The 18,235-nt window shown below is 42.6% G+C and carries 14 protein-coding genes; 13 read left to right on the forward strand and 1 reads right to left on the reverse strand.

Features of this window, described 5'->3' with window-relative positions; translation table 11 throughout:
• The first annotated feature begins 22 nt into the window (after positions 1 to 22).
• The 11 genes from pcrA to ACI3K6_RS15715 all read left to right on the forward strand — a co-directional run bounded on the left by pcrA (position 23) and on the right by ACI3K6_RS15715 (position 14,349).
• Positions 23 to 2,287, forward strand: a complete 2,265-nt coding sequence (gene pcrA / locus ACI3K6_RS15665) for a DNA helicase PcrA (RefSeq protein WP_435555536.1) — start codon at positions 23 to 25, stop codon at positions 2,285 to 2,287.
• Between the two features lie 59 nt (positions 2,288 to 2,346).
• On the forward strand, positions 2,347 to 4,353 hold the full coding sequence (gene ligA, locus ACI3K6_RS15670) for an NAD-dependent DNA ligase LigA (protein WP_435555537.1): 2,007 nt from the start codon (positions 2,347 to 2,349) through the stop codon (positions 4,351 to 4,353).
• A 13-nt stretch (positions 4,354 to 4,366) separates the two neighbouring features.
• The gene (locus tag ACI3K6_RS15675) at positions 4,367 to 5,530 is read left to right on the forward strand and encodes a CamS family sex pheromone protein (RefSeq protein WP_435555538.1); all 1,164 of its coding nucleotides are present in this window, start codon (positions 4,367 to 4,369) and stop codon (positions 5,528 to 5,530) included.
• Positions 5,531 to 5,655: 125 nt separating this feature from the next.
• The gene (pruA, locus tag ACI3K6_RS15680) at positions 5,656 to 7,203 is read left to right on the forward strand and encodes an L-glutamate gamma-semialdehyde dehydrogenase (RefSeq protein WP_435555539.1); all 1,548 of its coding nucleotides are present in this window, start codon (positions 5,656 to 5,658) and stop codon (positions 7,201 to 7,203) included.
• 215 nt (positions 7,204 to 7,418) lie between these two features.
• On the forward strand, positions 7,419 to 7,646 hold the full coding sequence (locus tag ACI3K6_RS15685; protein ID WP_435555540.1) for a hypothetical protein: 228 nt from the start codon (positions 7,419 to 7,421) through the stop codon (positions 7,644 to 7,646).
• A gap of 22 nt (positions 7,647 to 7,668) precedes the next feature.
• On the forward strand, positions 7,669 to 8,655 hold the full coding sequence (locus ACI3K6_RS15690; protein WP_435555541.1) for a hypothetical protein: 987 nt from the start codon (positions 7,669 to 7,671) through the stop codon (positions 8,653 to 8,655).
• A 174-nt stretch (positions 8,656 to 8,829) separates the two neighbouring features.
• Entirely contained in the window at positions 8,830 to 11,250 is a 2,421-nt protein-coding gene (gene nirB, locus ACI3K6_RS15695; protein ID WP_435555542.1) for a nitrite reductase large subunit NirB, read from the forward strand.
• A 6-nt stretch (positions 11,251 to 11,256) separates the two neighbouring features.
• On the forward strand, positions 11,257 to 11,577 hold the full coding sequence (gene nirD / locus ACI3K6_RS15700) for a nitrite reductase small subunit NirD (RefSeq protein WP_435555543.1): 321 nt from the start codon (positions 11,257 to 11,259) through the stop codon (positions 11,575 to 11,577).
• Positions 11,578 to 11,607: 30 nt separating this feature from the next.
• Positions 11,608 to 13,056, forward strand: coding sequence for a uroporphyrinogen-III C-methyltransferase (gene cobA / locus ACI3K6_RS15705; RefSeq protein WP_435555544.1), 1,449 nt, complete (start codon positions 11,608 to 11,610; stop codon positions 13,054 to 13,056).
• 2 nt (positions 13,057 to 13,058) lie between these two features.
• Positions 13,059 to 13,775: a sirohydrochlorin chelatase gene (locus ACI3K6_RS15710; RefSeq protein ID WP_435555545.1), complete on the forward strand. Its 717-nt coding sequence runs from the start codon at positions 13,059 to 13,061 to the stop codon at positions 13,773 to 13,775.
• Positions 13,744 to 14,349, forward strand: a complete 606-nt coding sequence (locus tag ACI3K6_RS15715; protein ID WP_435555546.1) for a precorrin-2 dehydrogenase/sirohydrochlorin ferrochelatase family protein — start codon at positions 13,744 to 13,746, stop codon at positions 14,347 to 14,349. Before ACI3K6_RS15710 ends, ACI3K6_RS15715 begins: the two co-directional genes overlap by 32 nt.
• A gap of 13 nt (positions 14,350 to 14,362) precedes the next feature.
• On the opposite strand, the gene ACI3K6_RS15720 is transcribed toward ACI3K6_RS15715, so the two are convergent.
• Entirely contained in the window at positions 14,363 to 14,839 is a 477-nt protein-coding gene (locus ACI3K6_RS15720; RefSeq protein WP_435555547.1) for a GNAT family N-acetyltransferase, read from the reverse strand.
• Positions 14,840 to 15,039: 200 nt separating this feature from the next.
• On the opposite strand from ACI3K6_RS15720, the gene aceB reads away from it, so the two are divergent.
• Positions 15,040 to 16,632 carry a malate synthase A gene (aceB, locus tag ACI3K6_RS15725; protein WP_435555548.1) on the forward strand — a complete coding sequence of 531 codons (1,593 nt, stop codon included), beginning with the start codon at positions 15,040 to 15,042 and terminating at the stop codon, positions 16,630 to 16,632.
• Positions 16,633 to 16,667: 35 nt separating this feature from the next.
• A complete protein-coding gene (gene aceA / locus ACI3K6_RS15730; protein WP_435555549.1) occupies positions 16,668 to 17,954 on the forward strand; it encodes an isocitrate lyase in 1,287 nt (428 codons plus the stop codon).
• The last annotated feature ends 281 nt before the right edge of the window (positions 17,955 to 18,235 follow it).

The following is an 18,235-nucleotide window of genomic DNA, read 5'->3' on the forward strand; positions in this document are numbered from 1 at the left end:
ATGTTTGTATGGTGGTGGAATAATGCAATATTTAACTGACAAGTTATTAAACGGCTTGAACCCGGAACAGCAAAATGCCGTAAAAGCAACGGACGGCCCACTGTTAATTATGGCAGGTGCCGGCAGTGGTAAGACAAGAGTATTAACCCATCGTATAGCCTATTTAATTGTTGAAAAACGGGTGAATCCGTACAACATTTTGGCCATTACGTTTACAAATAAAGCTGCCCGAGAGATGAGAGACAGAATTCGGAAAATGATGGGCGGAGTGGCGGAAGAAATTTGGATTTCCACTTTTCACTCTATGTGCGTACGTATTTTACGCCGAGATATTGACCGGATCGGCTATAACCGTAATTTTACCATTTTGGACACGGGAGACCAGCAATCTGTCATTAAAGGAATTTTAAAAGAAAAGAACCTTGACCCCAAAAAATTTGATCCCCGTGCCATTCTTGGGTCCATCAGTTCCGCAAAAAATGAAATGATTGATTATGAGGAATATGGAAAAACAGCTGGTGGATATTTTGAACAAACTGTAGCTGAAGTCTATGAGGCCTATCAAAAGAAACTTCGCCAAAATCAGTCTTTGGATTTTGATGATCTCATTATGCTAACGATTCAACTATTCAAGCGCGTTCCGGAAGTGCTCGAATATTATCAACGTAAGTTTCAGTATATTCATGTGGACGAGTATCAGGATACCAACAAGGCTCAATATTTGTTGGTAAAATTTCTGGCGAATCGATTTAAAAATCTTTGTGTTGTGGGGGATTCCGACCAATCTATTTATCGTTGGAGGGGTGCGGACATTGCCAATATTCTTTCGTTTGAGAAGGATTATCCAAACGCCAATGTGATTCTTTTGGAACAAAACTACCGCTCTACCAAAAGAATATTGTTAGCGGCAAATAAAGTAATTGAACACAACTTTAATCGTAAGGCAAAGAATCTTTGGACGGAAAATCCTGAAGGTCATAAACTATCTTATTATCGGGCAGACAGCGAGCAGGGGGAAGCCCAGTTTGTGATCAGTAAAATTAAGGAATTTACCCGTGATGGCGGTCATAAACTTTCTGACATTGCCATTCTTTATCGAACAAATGCCCAGTCCCGTGTAATGGAAGAAGTGCTGCTTAAATCGAATATTAGCTATTCCATAGTTGGCGGCACCAAGTTCTATGACAGAAAAGAAATAAAAGATATGCTTGCGTATCTACGTCTGATTTCAAATCCAGATGACGATATTAGTCTTGCACGGATTATCAATGTTCCAAAGCGGGGCATCGGTGCAAGCTCCTTTGATAAAATGGCCGATTTTGCCGCGATGCATGATATGTCTATTTTTCAAGCGCTGGATTCAATCGATCTAATTGGAGTTAGTCCCAAAATTACAAAAGCAGCCAAGGAATTCCGTGATTTAATCAAAAATTACACGAGAATGCAGGAATTCATGTCTGTAACGGAATTAGTAGAGGAAATTTTGGAGAAAACCGGTTATCGGGAAATGCTCAAAGCGGAAAAGTCACTGGAAGCCCAGAGCCGTCTTGAGAACTTGGAGGAATTATTATCCGTTACCAAAAACTTCGAGGAAACAAATGAAGATCGAACCCTTGTCGCTTTCTTAACGGATTTAGCACTTGTGGCAGATATTGATTCTATGGATGATGAGGAAGAAAAGTCTGATTCTGTGGTTTTGATGACCCTGCACTCTGCTAAAGGTTTAGAATTTCCTGTTGTTTTCTTGATAGGTATGGAGGAAGGCGTGTTCCCACATAGCCGTTCTTTGATGGAAGAATCGGAAATGGAAGAGGAACGACGTCTAGCTTATGTAGGCATTACAAGGGCAGAGCAAAGGCTAATCTTGACGAATGCCCAAATGCGGACTCTTTTTGGACGCACGAACATGAATCCTGCCTCCAGATTTATCAGTGAAATTCCTGAGGATCTCTTGGAAGGTGTAGAACCTGAAAAGAGAACTACTCCTTTTGGTTCACGAGGAATGGGAACATCAACCTCCTCCTTTGGCGGGGGGCAACGGGCTTCCTTTGGAGCACCTGCCACCCAGAAAAAACCAGTCATGCGCCCGGTTTCAGCAGCTACCACCACTGGCGGTGACGAAATTGGCTGGAAGGTTGGCGATAAAGCGGAGCACGGAAAATGGGGGATTGGGACTGTTGTCAGTGTGAAAGGTCAAGGAGAAGGAACCGAGCTTGATATTGCTTTTCCAAGCCCAACAGGCATTAAACGTCTGTTGGCGAAATTTGCACCGATAAAAAAAGCGTAACTACATTGCCCAATTTGCAGTCATATAGATGAGGATTTTTTTATGAAAGGGCTGGATTTATGGACTTTCAAAACACAGAACAAAGAGTAAAAGAACTTAGAAACTTATTAAATCAGTACGGCTATGAATATTATGTTCTGGACAAGCCATCTGTACCGGACGCTGAATATGATCGAATCATGCAGGAGCTTTTAAAGTGGGAAGAGACCTACCCGCAGCTGAGAACTGAAGATTCCCCCACGCAGCGTGTCGGCGGTGCCGTACTAGATATGTTTGAAAAAGTGCAACATCGCGTTCCTATGCTCAGTTTGGGCAATGCCTTTAATGAGCAGGACTTACGGGATTTTGACCGACGGATTCGCCAAGCGGTCGGGGACAAGATTTCCTATGTGTGTGAATTAAAGATTGATGGATTAGCGGTTTCCTTGAGATATGAAGAGGGGTTATTTGTCCAGGGGGCTACTCGTGGTGATGGGACTATTGGCGAAGATATTACCAATAATTTAAAAACGATTAAATCCATGCCCCTCCGTTTAACCGAAAATGTCTCCATTGAGGTGCGCGGTGAAGCATTTATGCCGAAACGGTCCTTTGAAATGTTAAATGAGGCTCGCAAAGAACGTGGTGAAGAGTTGTTTGCCAATCCTAGAAATGCTGCAGCCGGCTCATTGCGGCAGCTTGATCCGAAAATTGCAGCAGCAAGGCGACTCGATGTCTTTTTATATGGAATCGGTAATCCGGAGGCAATCGGGGCTGACTCCCATAGTGGGGGCCTTGATTATTTGGACCAACTAGGCTTTAAAACCAATAAGGAACGCAGAAGATGCGCCACCATTGATGATGTCCTCGAATTTATTCAAGGCTGGACAGAAAAACGACCGCAGCTTCCATATGAAATTGACGGCATTGTGATCAAGGTGGATTCTTTGGATCAGCAGGCTGAGCTGGGTACAACGGCAAAAAGTCCACGATGGGCAATTGCTTACAAGTTCCCTGCTGAAGAAGTAATCACGACTCTCCTAGACATCGAATTAAGTGTTGGCAGAACGGGTGTCATTACCCCGACTGCGATCCTTGAACCGGTAAAAGTGGCGGGAACCACCGTGCAAAGGGCTTCCTTGCATAATGAAGATTTAATTCGCGAAAAAGATATAAAAATCGGTGACAAAGTTGTGATTAAAAAAGCAGGGGATATCATTCCGGAGGTTGTCAATGTATTGGCAGACCAACGGACTGGAGAAGAAGTGGACTTTTACATGCCGACACATTGTCCGGAATGTGAAAGTGAGCTTGTCAGACTGGATGGCGAAGTGGCCCTCCGCTGCATTAATCCCAAATGTCCGGCACAGATCCGTGAGGGTTTAATTCATTTTGTTTCCAGAGATGCAATGAATATTGAGGGCCTTGGTGAAAAGGTCATCAGCCAGCTATTTGCAGAAAAATTGATTTCTGACGTAGCCGATATTTATAAGCTCACTCGTGAACAATTGATGGAACTTGAACGCATGGGGGAAAAGTCTGTTTCCAATCTATTGCAGGCGATTGAAGCATCTAAAGATAATTCTCTAGAAAAATTACTGTTCGGATTAGGGATCCGCCTTGTTGGAGCAAAAGCGGCGAAAACTTTGGCCCAGCAATTTGAAACAATGGAACGACTTGCTTCTACTTCTAAAGAGGAGTTAATTGCCATAAATGAAATAGGCGATAAGATGGCTGATTCGATCGTTAGCTTTTTCGAACAAGAAGAAGCCAAGGAGCTTATTCAGGAGTTGGTAGCTGCCGGTGTAAATATGGACTATAAAGGGACAAAGCCGGTTTCTGCAGAGGAATCTGATTCTATTTTTGCAGGAAAAACAGTTGTTCTCACTGGGAAATTGGAGCAATTAAAAAGGAATGAAGCAAAAGAAAAAATTGAGGCTCTTGGCGGCAATGTGGCGGGCAGCGTCAGCAAAAAAACTCATCTGGTTGTGGCTGGTGCGGACGCAGGTTCCAAGTTAACCAAAGCTCAAGAATTGGGAATTGAAGTATGGGATGAGGAGAGACTCATTGCAGAATTAAATAAGTAAGAGGTGTTTCAACGTGAGAAAGCTCTCAGTTCTTGCGCTCTCTCTGGTTTTAATTCTTAGTGCCTGTGCACCGAATTTTGGAAAGCAAAATAGCACAGGCCAAACGGAGGAAAAGACGAAAGGGCAGGCTATTATACCGAAGTATAATATCTCTGATAATTACTATCGGACGATTTTGCCCTTTCAACCAGGAGAAGCGCGCGGGTTGGTCGTAAATAATATTAATACAAGATATGATTTAAATGAGTTCGAAATGGGGTTAATGCGTATTGCCCAAAACAGCTTTGATACGGATAAATATTATTTCCGAGAAGGTCAGGAGATCAAAGCTAAAACGGTTAAGTTATGGCTAAACAGGAAGTATACGGATGCTCAGCTAACCGAAAAAGGCCTTAAGGCACCCGATAATATCGGGCTAAATCCGGTTGATACGGGTCCTGCCGGTGAGCCAAGCAGTCCGTTATATTTGGCACACCTACTAGAGCATGATTACCTGACAAAGGATGATAATGGCAACGTAAAATTAGCAGGGGTCACGATTGGTCTAGCTCTTAACTCTATTTACTATTACCGTGTACAGCAAGGTGAAGGGTTCATTGAAAAAGAGAAAAAAATTGACTTTGCCGAAATGGACCGTGAAGGTAAAAAGATTGCCGAAGAGGTCGTAAAACGAGTACGAGGCATTAAGAGTCTAGAAGAGGTGCCGATTACCATCGCCCTGTTCCAGCAGCAAAGCAAAACATCTGTTGTTCCGGGGAATTTCTTTGCCTATACAACGGTTGATAAAGGAAGCTCGAGCCTGAATGGATGGGAAAAGCTTGACGAGAAATATTATTTATTCCCGTCAACCGACGCCCAAGAAGCTCATAGGGATGATGTAACGGCTTTCTTAAACTTTAAGCAAGATGTTGAAGAATACTTCCCTAATTTTAATGGTGTCATCGGAAGAGCTTTTTATACAGGTGATCAGCTGCAAGATCTCAATATTACGATACCAATTCAATTTTACGGAAAAACAGAAGGTGTGGGCTTCGCTCAATACGTTACTGGTTTAGTAATCGAACACTTTCCAAAATATTTATCGGTATCTGTCAATGTAACATCTGTGGATGGTCCGGAAGCCCTGATCGTGAAAAAGGCCAATGAAACGGAACCGTTTGTCTATATTTACCAATAAAATAATCCGGGATCATCCCGGATTATTTTTTTTTATAAGCAACCTTTGTAAGCAGATAGAAAATAATAATGAGGGTAGCATAAATGTTGTGGGACTATGTTTAGTTCGTAGGAGGGGTTTATAGAATGGTACAACCATATAAACATGAACCATTTACAGATTTTACATTGGAGGAGAACCGCCAAGCGTACCTGAAAGCACTTCAAACTGTTGAGGGCTATTTAGGCAAAGATTATGATCTAGTCATAGGCGGTGAAAAAATCTCAACTCAAGAGAAAATTGTATCCTATAATCCGGCCAAAAAAGAAGAAGTAATTGGTCGTGTTTCCAAGGCTAGCAAGGAACATGCGGAAAAAGCCATGCAGGCAGCCGTTGAAGCATTTAAAACGTGGAAAAAAACAAAAGCGGAAGTCCGCGCCGATGTACTTTTTAAAACGGCAACCATTATACGTCGACGAAAGCACGAGTTTTCGGCCCTTTTAACAAAGGAAGCAGGCAAGCCTTGGAGAGAGGCAGATGCTGATACGGCAGAAGCGATCGACTTCCTTGAATATTACGGACGCCAAATGCTGTTACTTAAAGATGGAGTATCCGTTCAAAGTCGTCCAAATGAATTCAACCGTTATCACTATATTCCCCTTGGTGTTGGGATTATTATTTCACCATGGAATTTCCCTTTAGCGATTATGGCTGGAACAACTGTAGCGGCCATTGTTACCGGGAATACGGTCCTCTTAAAGCCAGCTTCCACTACCCCAATTATAGCGGCTAAGTTTGTAGAAGTTATGGAAGAAGCAGGTTTGCCGAAGGGTGTATTAAACTTTGTACCAGGCAGTGGGGTAGAGGTTGGAGACTACTTGGTTGACCATAAAGATACACGCTTTATCAGCTTTACGGGCTCCAGAGATGTAGGACTACGGATTTTTGATCGCTCTTCCAAAATTAGTGAAGGTCAAATTTGGTTGAAACGTCTAATTGCAGAAATGGGGGGGAAAGATACCATCGTGGTTGACGCAGAAGCAGATCTTGAATTGGCGGCACAAGCCATTGTGGCCTCCGCATTCGGATTCTCTGGTCAAAAGTGCTCTGCCTGCTCTCGTGTGGTAGTAGTGGAGTCGGTGTATGACCAAGTATTGAATCGTGCCGTTGAATTGACGAATCAGTTAACTATTGGAGAACCTTCTGAACAAGGTACATTCATGGGGCCAGTCATTGACAGCCATGCATTCAAAAAAATCATGGAATACGTTGATATCGGCAAAGGCGAAGGTAGGCTGATGACTGGTGGAGAAGGGGACGATTCAAAAGGGTACTTCATCAAGCCAACCATTTTTGCCGACCTTGCCCCGAAGTCCCGTATTATGCAGGAAGAAATCTTCGGCCCCGTAGTAGGATTTACAAAGGCGAAAGATTTCGATGAAGCGATTGATATCGCTAATAATACAGAGTATGGCCTAACTGGAGCAGTCATTACATCTAACCGTGCCCATATGGAGCAAGCGCGTGAAGACTTCCATGTTGGTAACCTTTACTTTAACCGTGGCTGTACCGGCGCAATTGTAGGGTACCAGCCATTCGGCGGATTCAACATGTCCGGTACTGATTCAAAAGCCGGTGGTCCAGACTACTTACTGCTTCATCTTCAGGCAAAAACAACATCTGAATTGTATTAATATAACAAAAACCTCTTCTCTCTTTTATTGGGAAGAGGTTTTTATTGAATCATTTACAGAAATTTAATGGAACATTTTTCTAAAAAAGTAGCCATTAATTAACGGGGTAATGTTACTATAAAGAAAGTAGAAAAAGGTGAAACTTTTATAAAGGAATTTCCGTTTTCTTTTTTGAAGAAGAAAGTTCATTTCACGGTCATGGGGGAATAGGTCTTTTGATGCCTTTATATTTGATGCACGTTACAGCAGTCGAGCATAGTGAAAGTGCCCTGTTAACATGCTTAGTGGCTAATATTTTTGTTGTTACATCCGGAATCATCTTCATTTATAGGTTATTTAAACAAAAAAATGTCCGCCTACCAGGTATTTTATTTGCCATTGCAATTGTCATTAATTATATTTTAATCCTGATTTTTGGAGATCCGTTTGATTTGCTAGGGTAAAATTAGGAGGGGAGATAGTGGTTTGAAATATTACCGATTATGGGTTATTGCTTTTTTACTTAAATTTATAGGGTCTGCTTGGGATGCTTCTTACCATTTTAAATATTTGTTTGAGGAGTATTCCATTCCGCATATTGTCAACACCATCGGCTTTGCCCTTGGGGGTGTGCTTCTCATCAAGGAATGGCGGGAATCTTATTATATGGATCGTTTTTCCCGCAATGTAATCACCATCGGCTATGTCTTATTTTTTATCGGTATTCCACTTGATTTTACTTACCATATTGCTTACGGAATTGATTTAACAACCTGGAGCCCGACTCATTTCATTTATTATATCGCAACAGATATTATGATACTAGGAGTATGGCGTGGCTATTACCAGTTTACCTATCATGAAACCATTAGCTGGAAATCGATGCATACCTGGTTTGCGATGTTTTTGCTGGAATGTTTTTTATTTCCAAATATGCAGCAAGAGAATGGAGCAATTTCTTATAACCAATACATTCATGGTCAGTCCATTGCTTCAAAAGAAATACTGCAGCTGATTTCAGATCCAAAGTCGCAAATTTTTGGCGGTATTCCTGAATGGGTTTATCCTATTTATTCTGCCCTGATGGTAGGACTCTTGACGGTATGTGTTATTCGGATATTCCGCCATTATTCGATTCCGTTAATGGCAGCGGGATTGTATATCCTGATAAGATTTTTGTTTAAGTCCATTTTTCTTGCGGTCCATTACCCAACGTCGTATGTACCCTTCACACTATTATTCATTCCGCTCATCTTTTTTATTTTCAAGAAGACCCATTGGATGTTGGGACTGATTGGCAGTATGGTCTATTTTCTTGCATTATTTGCGATTCATAAGACAGGCGTGCTCATTACGCCGCCATTGATGTTATGGGAAGTCATACCGGTTGCTATTGTTGGTGCAGCTGTCCCGCTCATGGCCACTTTTGTACAATATACTCCGTTACTAAGGAAGCAAAAACAGATCGTTTAGAGGGTATCCTAGGGATATCCTTTTTTTATGACAAAAATGTGAATCCTTTCACATATTCTTCTGTATTGTGACGAACCTCACAATTTTTTAATCTCCAGGAGATTACAATCTAGATATAGAGAAAAACGTAGATAACGTAAATTAACGAATAATGATATATAGGAGTGAGACCACATGAAAAAATTAGTGATGATTGGAAACGGAATGGCCGGAGTTAGAACCATTGAGGAAATCTTAAAACTGGCACCTGAACAGTTTGAGATTACGATTTTTGGACAAGAACCTCATCCAAACTATAACCGGATTAAGTTATCAAATATTCTTCAAGGGGATACAAGCTTCGAAGATATTATTATCAATCCATTAGATTGGTACAAAGAAAATAATATTGAATTATTTACAAGTGAATCGATTGTAAAAATAGATGTTGAGGCAAAAAAGGTCATCAGTGACAAAGGCCGTGAAGTTTCTTACGATGAATTAATTATCGCAACAGGATCTGAATCATTCATTCTGCCTATCCCAGGCGCAGACAAACAAGGTGTCACCGGTTTTCGTGATGTGAAAGATTGTGAAATGATGATCAAATCAGCTGAGCAATATAAAAAAGCAGTTGTGATCGGCGGTGGATTGCTTGGGCTTGAAGCAGCACGAGGATTATTGAACCTAGGAATGAAGGTCGATGTCGTCCATCTAATGCCGCACTTAATGGAGCGTCAATTGGATTCCAATGCAGCTAATATGCTAAAAACTGAGCTGGAAGCGCAAGGCATGAATTTCTTAATGGAAAAACAAACGGTTGAGATTCTGGGTGATGAACGAGTAACGGGGCTTCGTTTTAAAGATGGATCGGAAGTAGAAGCTGATCTGATTGTCATGGCGATCGGAATCAAGTCTAACACAGAAATCGCTAAAAATAGTGGAATATATGTGAATCGCGGGATTGTAGTGAACGACTTTATGGAAACTAGCGCTCCACATATCTATGCTGTGGGTGAATGTGCCGAGCACCGGGAAATTGTCTATGGTTTAGTGGCTCCGTTATATGAGCAAGGGAAAGTGCTTGCGAATCGAATTTGCGGAATGGTTGGAGAACCATACCAAGGCTCCATCACCGGAACACAGCTTAAAGTAGCAGGTGTTGACTTATTCTCTGCAGGAGAAATCGAAGAAGATCCAACTACAAAAGGCATCATGGTGTACAACGAATATGACGGCGTTTATAAAAAGATCTTAACAAGAGACAACTTGATTGTCGGATTGGTGATGTACGGGGATACGAAAGACAGCACGAGATTATTTAGAATGCTGACGAAAAAAGAAGATATCAGCGGAATGACCAGTGTATCCATTCTGCAATCAGAATCTGGCGAAGGAGGAAGTGATGATGTTGCTTCCATGCCAAATGACGAACTCATTTGCGGCTGTAATGGTGTCACCAAAGGTGCTATCGTGGATGCTATTCAAACTCAAGGTTTAACTACACTCGATCAAGTCAGCCATTGCACAAACGCCGGCCGTTCTTGCGGGCGCTGTAAACCAATGGTCAGCAGCATTCTTGCCCACACATTGGGAGACCAATTCGATGCAGCGGCTGCTCAGAAAACAAGCATTTGCGGCTGTACCACTTTAAGTCGCGAGGAATTAGTGGCGGAGATCAAAGAAAAAGGCTTAACCAGTGTTAAAGAAGTTATGAATGTATTAGAGTGGACGAACGAGGAAGGCTGTACGAAATGCCGTCCAGCTATCAATTACTACCTTGGCATGATTCACATGGATGATTATAAGGATGACCGCGATTCCCGCCTTGTAAATGAAAAAATGCATGCCAACATTCAAAAGGACGGAACCTATTCCGTTGTACCTAGAATGTACGGCGGGGTTACGACAGCTGCTGATTTGAAAAAAATTGGTGAAGTTGCGGAAAAATACAATGTTCCATTAGTTAAACTGACCGGTGGACAGAGGATTGGCTTGTTCGGCATCAACAAAGAAGACCTTCCAGCAGTTTGGGAAGAGCTAGATATGCCATCCGGCTATGCATATGGTAAAACATTGCGTACGGTAAAAACCTGTGTCGGTGCCCAGTTCTGCCGCTATGGAACACAAGATTCTATGGCTTTAGGAATTGATTTGGAGAAAAAATTTGAACGACTAGATACACCACATAAAGTAAAAATGGGTGTCTCTGCCTGCCCGCGCAACTGTTCTGAAGCAGGCATCAAAGATATAGGTTTTGTCGGTATTGACGGCGGCTGGGAAATTTATGTAGCTGGTAACGGCGGCGTTGACCTTCGTGCCGGAGATCTGTTATACACTGTGAAAACAAAAGAAGAAGTCATGGAAATGACCGGCGCTTACCTGCAATATTACCGTGAAACTGCCAATTACTTAGAGAGAACCTCTAAATGGTTGGAACGAGTAGGGCTTGAGCATGTGAAGGAAGTTCTTGCTAATCCGGAAACCCGCCAAGCCTTGAATGAACGCATGGATCAAACTTTAAAAAAATATAATGAACCATGGGCAGAAGCGATTGAAAACGAAGACATAAAAGATAAATATTATGCGAAACACTTAATAAAGGTTGGGGAGTGATGTATAATGCTTAAAACAATAACTCGAATTCCAGTAGCCCACTATTCCAATTTAAAATCTAGATCAGGTTATACGGTTAAAATTGATAATCAAGAGATTGCATTATTTAAAGTTTCAAACGGAAACGTCTATGCTATTGATAATCACAGTCCACATCCGAAAGGCGGAGTCCTTTCGGAAGGGCTGGTAAGCGGTGAGTACGTGTTCTGCCCAGTCTATGACTGGAAAATTTCATTAGTAGACGGCATGGTCCAAGCACCTGATACAGGGCATGTAAAGACTTTTGAAGTACAGGTGGAAGAGGATATTATATTTATTGTCATTTAGTCTGGCAAACAGGGGAAGGAAGACTGCGCAATGAAAAAGGGGAAAGTATTTTTAGTTGGAGCTGGTCCAGGAGACATTGGATTAATTACGGTTAAAGGAATGGAAGCAATCAAACAGGCTGAAGTCATCCTGTACGATCGGCTTGCCAATCCTAAGCTGTTGGAGTTTGCGCCTGCTGGTTGTGAGTTGATTTACTCCGGAAAATTACCGGATCGTCATATTATGCGCCAAGAAAATATTAACCAACTACTAGTCGAAAAAGCCTTAGAAGGAAAAAATGTGGTCCGTCTTAAGGGTGGCGACCCAGGTGTTTTTGGCCGCGTTGGGGAAGAAGCAGAAGCGCTTGCTGAACATAATCTTCCTTTTGAAATTGTTCCTGGAATTACATCCGGACTAGCTGCCCCTCTTTATGCAGGAATTCCTGTCACACACCGCGCCCATGCTGAATCATTTGCGGTTGTCACAGCCCATGATAAATCAGCAGACGGAAAGCCTCTCCTTGATTGGGAAGGTCTTGTCCGTGGTGTCGACACCATTGCTTTTTACATGGGAGTAAAAAATTTACCGTTTATTTGTGAAAACTTAATCAAGCATGGTAAGCCGGCTTCAACACCCGTTATTATGATCCAATGGGGTACATTTGGCCGCCAAAAAACCTTGCAGGGGACATTGTCAGACATTACCGAAAAAGCGATGGTTGAAAAGTTCAGCAATCCTTCGATTATCCTTGTAGGACAAGTCATCTCTCTAAGGGAAAAGATCAGCTGGGTTGAAAAGAAGCCATTGCATGGCAGACAAATTTTACTGGCACGTACCAGCGACAGTCCAAGTGAACTGGCTAAGGAATTGATGAATCAAGGCGCAGATGTCATCGAATTTCCGAAATGGATTCGTACCTCTGAACCTGTTAATCAAGAAATTTTAGCTGATCTTTCAAGCTATCAAAATATCCTGTTTACTTCACCTGAAAGTGTTACTGAATTTTTCCAAACTTTGATGGAAAATCAAATCGACATCCGAAAGATCAACGCTGATGTTTTCGGTATGTCCATTAAAACGATGAATGCCTTACAAAGTCGTGGTTTTATTCCTCAATTAATCGATGAGCTATCTGAAACAGGTAAAATGTTAGTCGTCGGAGAACGCTGCCACTTGAAAAATAACTATGCAACTGCTGACGTATGGCAGACCAGCAACAAGGAGCTAGACCTGCAATACATGCCGATCTTTAAAAGAATGTTCGAGGAAGCAGATGTCAATACAGTTGTATTCCCATGCAAAGCCTCCGTTCAACCATTTGTGGCAGCATTGGAACAATGTGAGATCCATGTTGATGAGCTTTTAAATAAGGCAGAAGTGATTAGTATGGGGAAACAAACGTTGACCGCCGTTGAAAAAAGTGGATTCATCTCAGATGGGATGCCGAAAAAAGCTACCAAGGAATCCTTGATCGAATATTTGTCCAACAAAGGTGAGTAACAATGAATGCTATTATATATGTAGCACATGGAAGCCGTAGGGCGGAATCGAATGATCTGTTTGTTACGTTTATCCAAAAGGTCATGGCGACGTCTCATGCTTCCATCAAGGAATACGGGTTTTTGGAGCATGAAGAGCCATCTGTCAACCAAGCTGTGAATCGCTGCATTCAGCAGGGAGCCGATCAGATTACCGTGGTTCCCGTGTTTCTGGCACCTGGGATTCATGTAAATCAGGATATCCCTGACATTCTAAGAAGTATTTCAGGGGTTGAATTTCATCTTGCACGACCGCTAGGTGTAGACGAAATCATGGTGGAGATTCTGGCTGACCGCCTAAAAGAAACTCAGTTCGATAAAGAGGCAGCTGTCCTATTAGTTGTGCATGGCAGCAGAAATGCTCAGGCAGCGATTGAAACAGAGTGCCTGGCTCAACGGTTGAAGGCGAAAATCAGTCATCCCGTTCAAATTGGGTACATGACAACTTCACAGTTTTATCATGAAAAAGCAAGAGAAATAATGGATCAAACTATTTATATTTTGCCCTATTTCTTGTTTACAGGTGGCTATACGGTCAAAATGAAACGGGAGTTAGAAAAATTGGGTGGAGACTTCAAATTCTGCAGACCTGTAGGATTTGATGAAAAGCTGATTCCCCTTATTCAAAAACGGGCCAGTGAGGTGGAACATGTCCTATTATCCGATTATGTTACAGCTTGAAGGAAAAAAGGTAATTGTGGTTGGCGGAGGGAAAGTGGCGGAAAGAAAGGTGAACGGCCTGATTGGTTCAGGCGCCTGCATTGAAGTCATTAGCCCTGAAACAACTCCGGGACTAAAAAGACTTGCTGATGATGGAAAAATCCTTTGGCATCAACGCTCTTTTCTGAAAACAGATTGTGAGGGCGCTTTTTTAATCTTTGCAGCAACCGATCATCCTCAGATAAACCAAGACGTCAAGGGTTCAGTTGGGCCCAATCAGCTTGTCATGCTGGCAGACGACCATGAACACTCTGATTTTCATGTACCATCCCGAATGCAGCGCGGCCGATTGACCATTGCTGTTTCAACAGAAGGTGCCAGCCCTATTCTTGCTAGTCAAATTCGAAATCAGTTGAAGGAACAATTTGACGAAAATTATGAGGAATATCTGGAGTTCCTTTTTGTTAAACGCCAATGGATCTTGAAAGAAGTAAAAGACGCGGCTATGAAAAGAAAACTTCTCCAAGAAATCACCTCTCCGGAATTTTTAATTAGTGACGATCGTGAAGAAGATTTTAAAAAATTGTTAACGTAAAGGCGGAGTCCTCTTAGTGATTGGGGTCCGCTTTTTTTATCATCGTCATAAACATGATATTTCCGAAAGTAAACTCGGTCTCTTTACGAAAATCAAGTTTAAAATATAAGCGGGCCGCCCGCTCGTTGAAGGCTGCTACAGTTAAGCGGAATGGTGCCTGATTTTTCAAAAACTCCAGAACAAAAGAAAGAAAGGGGTATCCCAATCCCTTCCCGGTTAAATCGGGTCGCATGCCCAGCCCGACATCGATGAACCCAGGTGTATAGGCTCCATAATGAACGCCAAATGGCACCTGTGCCGACTCTCCTGTGCAAAAAAATCCTATTAAATCTTCTTGATAATCAACAACCGCATAATATGAGGAATTTAAAAACTCCTTGATTCCGTCCTCGCTCAGTTCACTATTATAAAAATCATAGGGCTCCTCATAGCTCCAGTTCAATATAGCTTCAGCGTAGGTTCGATTCATGTCCACAACTTTCAGGTCCATAAAAGCCCTCCTAGTAAAAATTACCCAATTAAATACATATATACTTCCTGCCTTATTTTCCAAGCTTTTTCATAAATAGGACAGGGCAAAATTACCCATTTTTAAAAAAATTCAGAAAAGTGGTTTCTTTTTTGAAAATGGTGTTATATAATACAAAACGAGGTAAGTTACTGTATTATAACAAAGAGGTGGTCGAGTTCATGTCAACGCAAACAAGGGGTATTGAGGTGATAGGGGCTTTAAAAGCCCGGTATGATGAGATTCTAACACCTGAAGCCTTAAATTTTATTGAAGAGATGGAACGAAAATTTGGTCCCAGAAGAGTAGAACTGTTACAGTACAGACAGGTTCGCCAAGAAGAAATCAATAACGGTGAATTACCAGACTTTCTGCCGAACACAAAGGATATCCGCAATGGTGACTGGACCATTGCCCCACTGCCGCAGGACTTGCTTGATCGCCGGGTTGAAATCACCGGACCAACAGATCGAAAAATGGTCATCAACGCCTTGAATTCAGGTGCAAAACTATTTATGGCTGATTTTGAGGATGCCACTTCACCCACTTGGGAAAACATCGTTGAAGGGCAAATCAACCTCAGAGATGCCGTAAGACGCACAATCTCCTTTGAAAATCCGAATGGAAAAAAATATGTCCTTAATGAAAAGACAGCCGTGCTGATTCCAAGACCACGCGGACTTCACCTTGAAGAAAAGCATGTCTTATTGGATGGCAAGCCTATTTCCGGAAGCTTTTTCGATTTTGGACTTTACTTTTTCCATAATGTAACAGAATTGCTTGCCCGCGGAACTGGCCCGTATTTCTATCTTCCAAAGCTTGAAAGTCATTTGGAAGCTCGCCTTTGGAACGATGTATTTGTATTCGCGCAGGATGCGCTGGGGATCCCGCAAGGCACCATTAAAGCAACGGTTTTAATTGAAACGATTTTAGCCGCATTTGAAATGAATGAAATCCTGTACGAATTGAAAGAGCACTCAGCCGGACTAAACTGCGGCAGATGGGATTATATCTTCAGCTACTTAAAGAAATTCCGCAACCTAGAAAATGTTATCCTCCCAGACCGATCGCAAGTAACCATGACAGTCCCATTCATGCGATCATACTCATTACTTACCATTCAAACCTGTCACCGCCGCAAAGCACCTGCAATGGGCGGAATGGCAGCACAGATTCCGATAAAAAATAATCCAGAAGCGAATGAAGAGGCTTTTGGAAAGGTACGCGCCGATAAAGAACGTGAAGCCCGCGACGGTCACGACGGCACTTGGGTAGCCCATCCTGGTCTCGTACCGGTGGCTATGGAAGTATTCAACCGTGAAATGCCGACGCCGAATCAAATTCATACATCGAAACAGCAAAAGGTAACCATTACCGCAAAAGACCTGTTGGAAGTACCAGGTGGAACGATTACAGAGCAAGGTGTCCGAACAAATATTAATGTTGGTATTCAATATGTAGCTTCTTGGCTATCAGGAAGAGGAGCAGCACCAATATACAATCTCATGGAGGACGCCGCAACTGCTGAAATATCACGGGCCCAGCTATGGCAATGGATTCGCCATCCTAAGGGAGTGTTAGCTGACGGTCGAAAGGTAACAGTAGAAATGTACCACCAATTAAAAGAAGAAGAATTAGAGAAAATCAAGCGGGAAATAGGGGAACCAGCCTTTGAAGGCGGTCGATTTGATGAAGCAGTGTCCTTATACGATAAGTTGATTTTGAATGATGATTACGTTGATTTCTTAACGTTACCGGGTTATGAGCTTTTATAAAAACTAAATCAATAGATTAATAGGAGGAATGAAACATGACGAATGAAAGAGTTACTCAATTACAAGAAAGCTGGGAAATGGATTCACGTTGGAAAGGAATTACAAGACCATATACCGCAGAGGATGTTATTAAACTTCGCGGTTCAATTGATATTGAACATACATTAGCTCGCAAAGGCTCCGAAAAGCTTTGGAAACTATTAAATGAAGAAAATTATATCAATGCTCTAGGTGCTTTAACTGGAAACCAGGCTGTTCAACAAGTAAAAGCCGGTTTAAAGGCAATCTACCTAAGCGGCTGGCAGGTTGCGGCTGACGCCAACCTTTCAGGAAACATGTATCCGGACCAAAGCTTATATCCGGCAAACAGCGTTCCGGCTGTTGTCAAAAGAATTAACCAGGCATTACAGCGTGCTGACCAAATCACCCATTCAGAAGGCGATGATTCAGTTGACTGGTTCGCTCCAATCGTAGCCGATGCGGAGGCAGGCTTTGGCGGTCAGTTAAACTGCTTCGAATTGATGAAGGGAATGATCGAAGCAGGGGCATCTGGCGTTCACTTCGAAGACCAGCTTTCTTCTGAGAAAAAATGCGGTCATTTAGGTGGAAAGGTTCTCCTTCCGACTCAAACTGCCGTTCGTAACCTAATCGCAGCTCGTTTAGCCGCTGACGTTATGGGCGTTCCTACTGTACTTGTTGCCCGCACAGACGCTAACGCCGCTGATTTAATCACGAGCGATATCGACGAGAACGATGCTCCGTTCATTTCCGGTGAGCGCACAACGGAAGGCTTTTTCCGTACAAGAGCAGGAATTGATCAGGCCATTGCCCGCGGATTGGCTTACGCTCCATATGCTGATCTAATCTGGTGTGAAACATCAGAACCAAATATCGAGGAAGCTCGTCGCTTTGCAGAAGCAATTCATGAAAAATTCCCTGGCAAACTATTAGCCTACAATTGTTCTCCATCGTTTAACTGGAAGAAGAAGCTTGACGAGGAAACAATCGCGAAATTCCAAGAGGAGCTTGGCAAAATGGGCTATAAGTTCCAGTTCGTTACCCTTGCCGGCTTCCACGCTCTAAATCACAGCATGTTCGAACTAGCTCGCGGCTACAAAGAGCGCGGCATGGCAGCTTACTCCGAACTGCAGCAAGCAGAATTCGGCAGCGAGCAGTACGGCTACACCGCAACACGCCACCAGCGCGAAGTTGGTACAGGATACTTCGACCAAGTGTCCATGGTCATCACAGGCGGAACCTCTTCCACAACAGCCTTGAAAGGTTCTACAGAGGAAGAACAATTTACAAAATCATCAAAATAGTAATTTATGAAATGAACCCTTCTCATGTGAGAGGGGTTTTTTGCTGGATTGGCACCTGGGAATGACGGGTATTGGTATTTGTGTCTTTAATAGAAGTCGGCTTGACAAATGATCTGGGGGGATTTTATACGGTCGTTAAAAGGGCTGGGCACCTTGGAGACGAAGGGCAAGGGAACCTTCAATAAGAGGTCGTCAATAGGGCACCTTGGAGACGAAGGGCAAGGGAAACTTCAAAAAGAGGTCGTCAATAGGGCACCTTGGAGACGAAGGGCAAGGGAAAC

Source organism: Neobacillus solisequens (genome assembly GCF_051233465.1).
GTDB lineage: Bacteria > Bacillota > Bacilli > Bacillales > Cytobacillaceae > Neobacillus.